12 protein-coding genes are annotated in these 11,952 nt (G+C 51.9%); 1 reads left to right on the forward strand and 11 read right to left on the reverse strand.

Annotated features, from left to right (window positions below; translation table 11 throughout):
• Positions 1 to 107: 107 nt before the first annotated feature.
• The 9 genes from murC to ACYVRB_RS00875 all read right to left on the reverse strand — a co-directional run bounded on the left by murC (position 108) and on the right by ACYVRB_RS00875 (position 10,024).
• Positions 108 to 1,433, reverse strand: coding sequence for a UDP-N-acetylmuramate--L-alanine ligase (gene murC / locus ACYVRB_RS00835; RefSeq protein WP_461212945.1), 1,326 nt, complete (start codon positions 1,431 to 1,433; stop codon positions 108 to 110).
• Between the two features lie 13 nt (positions 1,434 to 1,446).
• On the reverse strand, positions 1,447 to 3,762 hold the full coding sequence (locus ACYVRB_RS00840) for a DNA translocase FtsK (protein ID WP_461212946.1): 2,316 nt from the start codon (positions 3,760 to 3,762) through the stop codon (positions 1,447 to 1,449).
• A gap of 111 nt (positions 3,763 to 3,873) precedes the next feature.
• Entirely contained in the window at positions 3,874 to 4,695 is an 822-nt protein-coding gene (locus tag ACYVRB_RS00845) for a metallophosphoesterase family protein (protein ID WP_461212947.1), read from the reverse strand.
• Entirely contained in the window at positions 4,695 to 5,792 is a 1,098-nt protein-coding gene (locus ACYVRB_RS00850; RefSeq protein ID WP_461212948.1) for an ABC transporter ATP-binding protein, read from the reverse strand. Before ACYVRB_RS00850 ends, ACYVRB_RS00845 begins: the two co-directional genes overlap by 1 nt.
• An 11-nt stretch (positions 5,793 to 5,803) precedes the next feature.
• Positions 5,804 to 6,622 (reverse strand): carbohydrate ABC transporter permease, encoded by an 819-nt coding sequence (locus ACYVRB_RS00855; protein ID WP_461212950.1) that lies wholly within the window; start codon positions 6,620 to 6,622, stop codon positions 5,804 to 5,806.
• Entirely contained in the window at positions 6,612 to 7,496 is an 885-nt protein-coding gene (locus ACYVRB_RS00860; RefSeq protein ID WP_461212951.1) for a carbohydrate ABC transporter permease, read from the reverse strand. The genes ACYVRB_RS00855 and ACYVRB_RS00860 overlap by 11 nt, the downstream gene beginning before the upstream one ends.
• Entirely contained in the window at positions 7,477 to 8,772 is a 1,296-nt protein-coding gene (locus ACYVRB_RS00865) for an ABC transporter substrate-binding protein (protein WP_461212952.1), read from the reverse strand. Before ACYVRB_RS00865 ends, ACYVRB_RS00860 begins: the two co-directional genes overlap by 20 nt.
• Positions 8,773 to 9,018: 246 nt before the next feature.
• Complete coding sequence (gene ytpR / locus ACYVRB_RS00870) at positions 9,019 to 9,660, reverse strand: YtpR family tRNA-binding protein (protein ID WP_461212953.1); 642 nt, start codon at positions 9,658 to 9,660, stop codon at positions 9,019 to 9,021.
• 43 nt (positions 9,661 to 9,703) lie between these two features.
• Positions 9,704 to 10,024, reverse strand: a complete 321-nt coding sequence (locus ACYVRB_RS00875) for a thioredoxin family protein (protein WP_461212954.1) — start codon at positions 10,022 to 10,024, stop codon at positions 9,704 to 9,706.
• A gap of 109 nt (positions 10,025 to 10,133) precedes the next feature.
• Between ACYVRB_RS00875 and ACYVRB_RS00880 the strand changes: the two genes are divergently transcribed.
• The gene (locus ACYVRB_RS00880; protein ID WP_461212956.1) at positions 10,134 to 10,427 is read left to right on the forward strand and encodes a hypothetical protein; all 294 of its coding nucleotides are present in this window, start codon (positions 10,134 to 10,136) and stop codon (positions 10,425 to 10,427) included.
• Here the strand turns inward: ACYVRB_RS00880 and trmB are convergent.
• On the reverse strand, positions 10,420 to 11,067 hold the full coding sequence (gene trmB, locus ACYVRB_RS00885) for a tRNA (guanosine(46)-N7)-methyltransferase TrmB (protein WP_461212957.1): 648 nt from the start codon (positions 11,065 to 11,067) through the stop codon (positions 10,420 to 10,422). The two genes, ACYVRB_RS00880 and trmB, sit on opposite strands and share 8 nt — an antisense overlap.
• 60 nt (positions 11,068 to 11,127) lie before the next feature.
• Positions 11,128 to 11,901, reverse strand: a complete 774-nt coding sequence (locus ACYVRB_RS00890; RefSeq protein WP_461212959.1) for a phosphotransferase family protein — start codon at positions 11,899 to 11,901, stop codon at positions 11,128 to 11,130.
• Between the last annotated feature and the right edge of the window lie 51 nt (positions 11,902 to 11,952).

An 11,952-nucleotide genomic window follows, 5' to 3' on the forward strand; every position in this document is an offset into this window, starting at 1 on the left:
TCACTAGCAATATTATATCGACAAAAGCCAGCCTTGTCAGTTGGACTTTGGACCGATATTGCAAAAACGTCAGTCGACGACTTGCCGGCTGACGCGTCGATCATGATTTAGTTAGCTTTGGGGCTGACGTCGCTGAGCAAGTTCTCGAAGGCGACTTCGTATTTTTGAATGTCGCCGGCGCCCATGAAGACGAAGACCGCATTGTTGTAATCCAACAGTGGTGACATGTCATCTAACTTGATGACCGCGCCTGGTTTTTGGATCTTAGCTTCCAGATCTTCTGCCGAAACCGAGCCCGACTTTTCGCGCGCAGACGTAAAGATTGGCGTCACATAAACGGCGTCGGCGGCACTCAGCGTTGTGGCGAACTCGTCGAGGTACGCGATCGTGCGCGAGAAAGTGTGCGGCTGGAACACAGCCACGACTTCTTGATCTGGATATTTTTGACGTGCGGCGTCGAGCGTCGCTTTGATCTCGCTTGGATGGTGGGCGTAGTCGTCGATGATGACCGCGTTGTCCATCTTCTTTTCAGAAAAACGCCGCTTGACCCCACCGAAGCTGGCGAGCTCGCGGGCGATGTAGTCTGCGTCGAGGTTTTCAGTGAAGGCCACAGCAACGACCGCCAAGGCGTTCAAGACGCTGTGTTCCCCGAATAACGGCACGTGGAAATGCCCGATCAGTTCGTTGTGGTGGAACGCGTCAAAACTCGACCCCGTCGTCGTACGCGTGACGTTTTTGGCCACGAAGTCGTCGCGGTCGCTGGTGCCGTAATAATAAACCGGCACGTCGGCTTTGATCTTGCGTAACCATTCATCGTCGCCCCAAGCAAAGATCGCTTTTTGCACCTGAGTCGCTTCGGTTTGAAAAGCTGAGTAAACGTCTTCGATACCGGTGTAGTAATCCGGATGATCGAAGTCGATGTTGGTCATGATGAGGTAATCGGGATGATAGGCCAGAAAGTGGCGGCGGTATTCGTCGGCTTCAAAAACGAAGAACTTGGAATCCGGGGTGCCTTTGCCTGTGCCATCCCCAATCAGGTAGCTGGTCTTGTCGATACCAGACAAAGTGTGCGCCAGCAGACCGGTGGTGCTGGTCTTGCCATGCGCGCCGGCGACCCCAATGGAGGTGTAAGGCTGCATCAGCTTACCCAAGAATTCGTGATAGCGATAGAAGGTCAAGCCAAGGGCCTTGGCCTGCTTGACTTCTGGATGTTCGTCGGTAAACGAGTTGCCGCAGATGATCGTGTAGCCAGGCTTGATGTTGGCCGGATCGAATGGCAACATCTCGATGCCTGCCGCAGCCAAACCGCGTTGGGTGAAGGTGTATTGCGTGATGTCAGAGCCCAGCACCTTTTCGCCCATGTCGTGCAAGATCAGTGCCAATGCACTCATCCCTGAACCTTTAATACCGATAAAATAATACGTTTCTGTCATTGTTTTCCCCTTATCATGATTCGTCTTGATCCAAGTCGTCCTTGCTCAAGTAGACATCGCGAGGCTTGGAGCCGTTGGCAGGCGAGATATAATGCCGCATCTCTAATTCATCGATCAAGTTGGCCGCACGGTTGTACCCGATCGAAAAGACACGTTGAAGCTTTGACGTCGAGACGTGCTTTTCCTGGGCGATGTAGTCTAACACCTGTGGGAAAAGATCGTCTTGCGCCTCAGAGGCCTCGGCTTTTGCCAAGAGGCCTTCCGGTTGGAACAAATAGCGTGGCGGCCGCTCAGCACGGACAAAATCGACGACCTTAGCAATGTCTTCGTCGATAAACGTGCCTTGGAGCCGAATCGGCTGGCTGGCGCCGCTACCAAGATACAACATGTCCCCTCGTCCAAGCAAGCGCTCGGCGCCATTGGCATCGATAATCGTGCGCGAATCGGTTTGGCTCGCGACCATAAATGCGATCCGTGTCGGGATATTGTTCTTAATGGTACCGGTAATCACATCAACAGACGGCCGCTGGGTCGCGACGATCAAATGGATCCCGGCCGCCCGCGCCTTTTGCGTGATTCGGGCGATGTAGTCTTGGACCTCGCTGGCGGCGACCATCATCAGGTCGGCCAGCTCGTCGATGATGATGACGATGTATGGCAAGACCATGCCAAAATCGCCGTGCGCCTTCGCTTTTTCGTTGAATTGCGCCAGGTTGCGCACGCCTGCCGCTGCCATTTTCTGGTAGCGGTTCTCCATTTCTTCGACCGCCCACTTCAAGGCTTCCGCCGCCGCTTTAGGTTCGGAAATCACCGGTGAAACCAAGTGCGGCAACTTGTTGTAAACCGCCAGCTCGACGGCCTTAGGATCGATCAACAGCAGCCGCACCTGTTCCGGCGTCGCCTTGTACAGCAGCGACGTCAGCAATGAATTGATGAACACCGATTTCCCAGACCCGGTCGCCCCGGCGATCAAGCCGTGGGGCATCTTGTTGATGTTGGTCACCACAGGTTTGCCAAACAAATCGACCCCTAACGCGATGGTCAAAGGCGACTTGGCTTCTTGAAAAGCTTGGGACTGCAAGACTTCCGACAGCATCACCGGTCGCGGATGCAAATTCGGGATCTCGATGCCGACCGTGGTTTTACCCGGGATCGGGGCTTCGATCCGGATGTCCTTGGCGGCGAGTGCCAGTTTGAGATCGTCGTTCAAGTTGGTGATCTTGTTGACCTTCACCCCAGCAGCGAGCGCCACCTGAAATTGGGTGACGGTCGGGCCAATGGTGTGCGCGACAACATGGGCGCTGACATGAAATGCCGTCAGCGTTTCGTCGAGACGCTTGGCCTGGGCGACGACCCATTCTTCTTGCGCCGCGTTTTCAGTCACCACAGGCTGAGGTAACAGTGCCAGTGGCGGAAACTGATACGGCGGTTCGGGTTCGCTGGCTTGAGCCGGTGCCGGTTTGCTTGGCGTTGTTGCTTTGGCCGTCTGCGATTCAGGCGCTACTTGTGGCTTTGGCGCTGATTCTTGGGGCTTCGGGGTACTTGGCGAAACCGACTTTACCGGTGCTTGAGCTATGCGTTGCGCAACAGGCTTAGGCAGATCTTTGTCCCGCGGTTGATGCTTATAGGATTCGACCGCCTGCGTCAACGACCGGCGATCAGGCAACTTGACTGGGCGCCAGTTGGCATACACCATTTTCTTTTGTTTTTCCAAGGCCGCGGCGATTTTAGCCTGCTGAGCCTGCTTGAGCGGATCTTGTTGGCTCGGCAACAACGGGGTTACGTGTTTCGTCGTGACAGCCGATTGCGGCTTCGTCACAGGCTCGGCCGTGTGGCTTTGTTCCGTTGCGGGTTCGTCCGTTGCGGGTTCGTCCGTTGCGGGTTCGTCCGTTGCGGGTTCGTCCGTTGCGGGTTCGTCCGTTGCGGGTTCGTCCGTTGCGGGTTCGTCCGTTGCGGGTTCGTCCGTTGCGGCCGCAACCTCAGGAGCCTCTGGAACAACAGACATTTGCGTCATTGGCACCGTCGGTTCGTCTGATGCTTCTGCAGTTGTAAGCAGATACACATCTTCATCTGGTCGTTGCATGCGCGCAAGTATCAGCTGGTAGTCGATCACAGGTCGGCGGATATCTCGACGTACAGTGCTTTTAGGCGTACTTAAGGTCGCCAGCGGGTCGACCGAGTGGTGGCCAACAAACGACGGCTCGGGCTTGGCAACTTGCGGCTTCGACGCTTCAGGTTGATGGCGCTTGGATTTAGGCGGCAGCTGATACCGGTTTTCATCCGGTTGTTGTCCTTCTCTCAAGAACGGTGGGCCATCATAATGCGCCATTGCTCTCATCCTTTCTCAATCTCAATCCCGTCCATTTTACCATATCAGCGCCGCGGTTCCGCGGATTGAACTAAAAAACCGTGAATCCTTAACGATTCACGGTCACTTTATTTATTTCACGAAACCAACATCACCAACAGGGATATGCGCTAAGACCTGATCATCATGACGCAACAAGCGTATTTCACTGCCAACGACCCCTTCCCCCATCGTAATCACGCTGTATGAGGTGGCATCACTCAACGAATGATTGTGGATGTCGCGACAATCAATATGATAAGCCGTCGAGTCTGCGGTCGCGAACAAGCAGCCTTTTTTGACATAGCTGACTGGAAAATGGATATGCCCAGAAAAAACCCCAGTGGCACGACTACCTGCAACGATTTGAGCCAACTCATCACCATTTTGCAAAACACTATATTGCATCGCGCCTAACGGAGCCGCGTAAGGTGGATGGTGCAAAAATATCAGTGCCGGCTTATCGCCTGTCGCTAATTGTGTTTGCAACCACAGCAGTTGCTCAGGCATGAGGATGCCGGCTTCACGATCGCCATCCTTAGAATCCAAGAAAAACGCGTCATAATCGCCATAATCACGATAGTAATCATATTGAGGCAGTGGGTTCTGGTTGAGATAACCTCCAAAAAAAGCCGCTGTACGGTCGTGGTTTCCTAAAAGAACATGGATCGGCAGATTAAGCGCGGCACTTTTTGCGTCCAGTAGTACGCGCAATCGGCGGTAATCTTCGGCGTTGCCTTCATGGACCAAGTCCCCTGTGATAACAATGAAGTCAGCCTCAGGGACATTAACTTGAATATCTGCAAAAACCTGGTTCAGCTTTTCCGCCGGTGATCGCTTTTGGGGATTTTCCGGTGCCCCGGTGGTATTACTCAGATGTGGATCGGTGATGTGGACGATGGTATGTTGCCGCATTAGTTCTCCTCCTGCAGCGCAATGTTCATGCCAGTGACTTGGTCAAACAGCAACAGGTGGTCGGAGCTCAGGGTAATATAACCCATATCTCCTATCGCACCATGCCAACTCGTCAGGGTTGCCTTGACCGTTTGATCGGCTGCCAGCTTGAGCGTCAATTGCGTAAACCGCCCGTAATCTGTGACGGCGGTCACCGTTGCCTCCAAAGCTAAAGCGCTAGGGCGATCGGTGTGCCATTCAACATGCTCTGAGCGTATTCCCAACTGATAATCACCATCGCCGACTCGGGTGTGCACGTGCACTGGCACCTTGGCGACCGGCACGCCATTGCTTATGAGCAAATTGCCTTGACGCGCGACAGTAAACAAGTTGATTTGGGGTGAGCCGATAAAGGTTGCGACGAACAAGTTGGCCGGCTGATGATAAATGGCATCTGGCGTGTCTACCATCTGAATCTTACCATCGTTGATCACCGCGATCCGGTCCCCCAAAGCCATCGCTTCCAGCTGATCGTGAGTCACATAAATCACTGTCTGCTGGCTTTGTTCGTGCAATCGCAAGATCCCGTCACGAGCCTGCTCGCGCAATTGAACATCGATATTGGACAAAGGTTCATCTAATAAGAACAGCTTACTGTTTTTGGCCATCCCCCGGCCCAGCGCAACCCGCTGTTTCTGGCCACCGGACAACTGTACGGGCAAGCGCTTGGCATATTTGGTCAGATTTAACGCCGTTAAGATCGTTTCGGTACGCTCATCGCGGGCTGCAGCCGGCTGTCGGTGAACCCGTGCCGCATATTCGATATTTTGACGAACGGTCATGTTCGGGTACAGTGCATAATCTTGAAAGACCATGGCAATATGACGTTTGCCGCTTGGCCATTGGGTCGCGTCTTGGCCATCAAACAACAACTCGCCGGAGGTGATCGACTCTAAACCGGCGATCATTCGTAAGGTCGTTGATTTGCCACAACCAGAAGGCCCTAACAACACCAGAAATTCACCGGGATGCACTTGCAGGTTCATCTCGTCAATAATCATGGTTTGCTTATATTTTTTTGTGACTTGCTTTAGTTCAATTGCGACGCCAGTTTGCATTGAATCCCTCCTTACTTCATACCTTGACTGCTAATGCTGTTAAGAATATAGCGTTGGAATAGGCAATAAACGATGAGTGGCAACACGATCATGATGGTTGCCAATGCCATCGCCAATGGAAAATCAGTCCCCCCTTCGCTTGAAATGTAATTTTGCAACGCCAACGGCAACGTGAAGCTCAACTTATCTTTCAAAATCAAAGTTGGCCAGACATACTCGTTCCATGAGTTGACAAAAAACATCGCCCCAATGCTGATAATGCTCGGTCGCAACAAAGGCAACACGATATTGGTGAAGATTCGCCGGTCAGGAATATCATCAACTCGTGCCGCTTCTAACAAACTCGGGGGAATTTTTGCCATCGCCCGTGTGAACAACATAATCCCAGTAGCATCACACAATTGGGGCAAGGCAACGCCAAACATTGAGTTCAGCAAATTAAGTTTGGCAATGACCAGATAGTTGGGAATCATCACGACCGTGAAAGGCACAAACATCGTCGCAATGTAAAGCACATACGCCGTTGATCGGCCGCGGAAACGATAATAGGTGAACGCATATGCAGCCAACAGTCCCGTGACCAGTTTGCCTAAGGTAACAATGGTCGCCATCCCAAAAGTGTTCAAGATGAGGCGCACCAACGCGATCTGCTGATTCAACGCGCGATAATTTGCCAATGTTGGGTGCAAAGGAAACAATGTCAGCACCGTGTGGTAAGATTCTTGCAACGTTTTGAAGGAATTGCCAACCATGTACAAAATCGGTAGCAATACGACCAACACCACCACGAGTAATACAAGGTGCCAGCCCCAGCTCGTTTTACGATTCATGATCACGCCTCCCCTCGACAAAGTATCGCTCTATGGCTAATAGCCCCAGGAAGAGGACGAACGTCAAAATCGCCAACGCAGACGAGCTTCCGGTTTTATACAGCACAAACGCATTCAGGTAGGTATGATAAAGAATATTAGATGACCCATAATTGGGACCGCCTTGCGTGATGATGTTCAGCGGGGTAAACACGTATTGCAAGCCTTGAACAACAGTTAGGATCAAGACATACACGCTGATACTCGCATTCATCGGCAACACAATGTCTTTGATCATCCGCCAACGTGGAATATCGTCCATCCGCGCAGCGTTAAGAATATTTTCAGGAATCGCCCCCAAACCCGTCAACAACAAGATAAAGTTGTAGCCGAAGACCTTCCAATTCGTGATCAAACACACGACCACGATAGCCATTGCCCCTGACGCCGTCCATTGGGGCAATGCCAGCCCCCAGTGCCGCAACAACAAGGCGATCGGCCCAGAGATTGGATTGAGAATCCAACTGAATAACATTGCACCAACGACAAGTGAAAACAGACTGGGGATAAAGAACAGAATCTTATAGACACCCCGCATCTTCTGAATAAAAAAGCTAATGATCAGCGACAACAAATACGGCACAATAAAGTTCAATGCAATCAATAGCGCAATATATACCAAGGTATTCGCCAATACCCGCCGATTCGTTGAATCCGTGAACAATTGGCTATAATTTTTCAAACCGACAAACGTTTTTGTCGGTGCGATCATATTCCAGTCGAAAAAGCTGAGGTAAAACGTGTATAAGATCGGTCCCAGCATGAAGACCAACAAGATGATCCCTGCCGGAGCCAGATAGAACCACGGCTTCAGGTTAAGCCCCTTGTTGCGCATTGATCTTCTCCTGTGCTGTTTGCAATGCCGCTTTGACATTGCTTCCTGACAAGATCTTGTCACGTGCATCGATCATGGCTTGTTCAGCATCTAACCCATTTTTAGGGAATGATGTCCACGGCACAGCATTTGTAAACGTCTCCGTGGCCGGCACAAGCATCGGGTTTTCCTTCAAATATGCCTTGAACGCATCAGAATTCAACGCCTTGGTCGTTGGTGGCAGATAGCCGGTCCCCTTGCTCCAGGTCACCAGAGAATCGTTGTGATACAAGAACTTCTCAAACGTCCACGCGGCCTTTTGTTGAGGCTTGGCTTGTGCCGTGATGGCAAGCATTGAGCCACCAACCGGCACTTTGAGCGCATGACCCGCAAATGTTGGGGCAACCTGCGCACTCGCATCGAACTTAGCGCTGGCTTTGATGTGCGCCGCTTGGGCAACAGTAGTGAAAAGCATTGCCACTTTACCTGAAACAAAATCATTGACCCCTTGATCCCAAGGCGCATGAATTGCAGAGTGGTCTTTCACCACCATATCCTGATAAAGTTGGTAAGCGTGAACCCCTTCAGGACTGGCAAAACTAGCCTTACCATGCTTAACGATCGACGCGCCGTTACTCAACATCAGCGCTTGTTGGGCCCAAGTATCGCCGGGCTCTTGGATGTAAAGGCCATATTCGCCAGTTGCTTTTGCCTTGATGATGGCCGCAGCTTTTTGGACAGCCTCCCAAGTGGTTAAGTCGGTTGCTTTGATGCCGTATTTGCTGAGGAGCGTATTATTGACATAAAAAATCGGGGTGCTGAGCGAATATGGCAAGCCGACCACGTTTCCCTTACTATTTTTGGCAAAGTTCAGCGTTTTGGCCGTGAAATTGCTCGTCAAAAATTTTTGATTGCCATCGAATTGTTTGGCGGCCTCAGCTGGTGTTTGATACTTAAAATTATCAGCAAAATAATTCATATACGACCAGCCAACTTGAACAAGATCCGGCACTTTGTTTGAAGCCTGTGCAGACTGCAGATTTTGCATCAAGCCTTGATACATATTCGGATTATACTTGGCCGTGACTTGCACATGTTTGTGGGACTTGTTAAACTGTGCGACCAAATCGTCGACGGCTTGGCCCCCTTGGGTTTTAGCATTAACATGCCAATATGTAATATGGGTGACTTTGTCAGTCGCGGCTTTGGACTGTTGCCCACATGCGACCAAACCAGCCGCTGTCACCGTCAGTGTCAATGCTGTTGCTAAACCCTTTAAAATTTGACTTGCTTTCAAAACTTCATCTCCCTTAACTTTGATTATCTTTACCTTACCCATAAAACGTAAAAGATCGGCAGACATCGCGTAATGGTTCTGTAAGGTGATTGTGAAGAGAGCAGACGCGTCGATACAAACCTGCCAGTAACGCCATGAAGGTGACCAGTTCTAACAAAACGAGTGCCCGTTGCTGGGACCCAAGATCGATTTACCGGGACGACAAAAAAGGCCGACCATCGTGGTCAGCCTTGAAAGCGATCCTCTTTAGTTTTGTGCGGCAACCACTGCGGCCGCCTGATCAAAATCAAACGGCGTGCCAGCTTGCAGGTCGTCTGGCATGATCAAGATCCCCCGCGCTTGCGGTGCGTTAGGCAACGCGAGCTCACGGGCGGCACACAGCATGCCGTAAGAATCGACGCCACGCAACTTGCCTGGCCAGATCAGCTTACCGTCTGGCATCATGGCACCCGGCAAAGCCGCGACGACAGTTTGCCCCAATGCAGCGTTCGGCGCGCCACAGACGATCTGCTTGACGCCTTCTGCACCAAGATCGACCTTGGTCACATGTAAGTGGTCTGAATCTGGATGGGCGACAAAGTCAACAATCTTCCCGATGACGATCCGGGCAGGCGTCGTTTCTGGTAGCGCGCCGGTCAAACCGGCGGCACTGATCGCCGCATTCAGCGTCGTGATTTGAGCAGGTGTCAGTTGCACTTGCCCGTTGCCTTCAAAGTCTGGCAACCATTGGCTGAGATTGAAGAAGTTGAAGCCGATTGCTTCACCGTCTTCACCATAGATCCCGACAATATCGCATACTTGCTTGCTGGTTTGATCCTTTTGATCAGGGCCAAGAACCGCGATCAAGGTGTCACCTAATGCTGCTTGATTATAAGTGGTAATTAACATGCTTCCCGTGCCAGGCAGAACCCGGCTTTCCTTTCACAATTGACTAGGCCGGCAACCCATTGATGAAGTTTTCCACTTCAGCTTTGGTTTTGCGGTCTTTGTTAACGAAACGGCCGATTTCTTTACCATCTTCAAACGCGATAAAGCTCGGGATGCCCATCACACCAAGGTCTTGGCAAACTTCGATGTTGGCATCACGATCAACGTAGATGAAGTTGTAATCGGCGTATTCTGATTCAATTTCTGGCATTGCTGGCTTGATGAAGCGGCAATCTGGGCACCAATCGGCGCTGAAAAACAGCATCTGCTTACCGTCAGCCTTGGCTGCCTGACGGATCTGGTCATCGTTTTCAAATTTTTTCATCTGAAGATCTCCCTTTGCTTACTTATGATAAGTACATTATACCGCAATCGCCGCGTTTGGCAATCCCTTGCTGACACGCTATACTGAATGCAGAAATGGAGGCATAACCGTGAAGACCAAATTCTTAATGCCCCTCACCGGCGCCACACTTGGCGGGTTGAGCGTGCTCGCACAACACTACTATTGGCACGAATGGCTACCCAACCACCGCTTCGCCCGGCTTGAGGCCACCATGAAAGTCCGCGGCCAATGCAGCGGCGGCTGGATCGATCACCGCCCGATCGAAGTAAGTCGCGGCGATGTCTTGGCCAGCGGTTACGTCGGTGGCATGACCATCGATCAGCAAACCTATGCGTTCACCCTCGCCGCTGATGGTACCCTGCTCCGCTGGGACGCTATTTAACGTCGAAGCGTGCCACGAGTTCATAGATCCGCCCGCCGGCAGAAGCAAACTTGTGCTCATATTCGGTTTCGACGTTGTCTGTCACCCGAGGATCGTTGTGCAGATCTAACGCGACAAGATCGAAGTGCATGCCGTAGTTGTTCATGCTGACGAGCGAAAATTCAAAGAAACCTTGGTTATCCGTCTTGAACTGCAAGACGCCGCCACGCTTCATGATCGCCTTGTACTGATCGAGGAAGGTCTTGTAAGTCAGGCGGCGTTTTTCGTGCTTGGTTTTCGGCCACGGATCGGAGAAGTTCAAGAACACCCCAGTGACTTCTTCCGGCACAAAATAATCGGTGAGATCCGCCCCGTCACCCAAGATCAGCTGCAGATTAGGCAAACCGAGTTCGACTTGCTTGCGCAAGATGTAGGCGATGGCGACCTCTTGGATCTCCAAGGCGATGAAGTTGCGATCCGGGTGCTGTTGGGCCATGTTGACGATAAATTGGCCCTTGCCAGAACCGACTTCAAGATACAGTGGACGCTCTTGGTCGAAACGGGTTTGCCACTTGCCTTGCATGCCAACTGGACGGGTCATGATGTATTCCGGATGAGCGGCGATCAAAGGCGCCGCCCAGGGTTTGTTGCGAAGACGCATAATTCCTCCTCGTGTGCTTTCATTAAAAAGCCGACGCAAACCTTTTGCGTCGGTGGGTAATTAACATTCTTGCGTGAGCGCCGCCAACTGGATCAGCGCCTGGTTCATCTCGGTGTAACGTTGCGCGATAAACCCGTTGCGGACTTCGTTGAGCAAATGCAACTGGCCGTACCACAACAGCCGCTTCAACAAATCATCATCAAGCGCGCAACCGTATGCATCAAGCCATGTTGACCACTGCTCTCGCGGCACGTAATTGATCAACACCACGGACAGATCAAATGCCGGATCCCCTAAGCTGGCTTGATCCCAGTCCACCAAATACAACTTAGCAGCGTCAGAAAGGAGCCAATTCTTGTGGTTGAGATCGCCGTGGCAAACGGTGCGATGGGCGACTAGAGGCACCTGTTTCAGACGCTTGGCCGTGGCCGCCACCAACGGATGTTGGCGCAACGGTTCAGGTAGCTCCGCTACATATTGATCCCGCAATTGTGCCGGAGTCTTGCCGGGGCCGCCGACTTTGAGCAACATACGCTGCAACAGCTGAGAATTGTGCACTCGCGCCAACAGCTTGGCGACCATTGGCGTATTCATCTGTGCGCGCGTTAACGTGTGGCCGTTAAGCCACTCTTGGGCGGTCAAAACATCGCCGGTTGTCATGCGTTTGGTCCAAATCAGTTTCGGAGTGATTTCTTCAACAGATAAGGCCGCCAAAAATGGGGACGCATTGCGTTTTAAAAAGAATTTCTCATGGGCGTGGACGCCTAAAAACGCACCGCCGGTGGTGCCACCGACAGGCTGCAGCGACCAGCCAGGGTCTAAATCAAAATCCATAGGCACAACTCCTTCGTCTGCCGCAGGACTGTACTGACGTAGCACAGATTG

It is taken from the genome of Lacticaseibacillus boliensis, assembly GCF_054784775.1.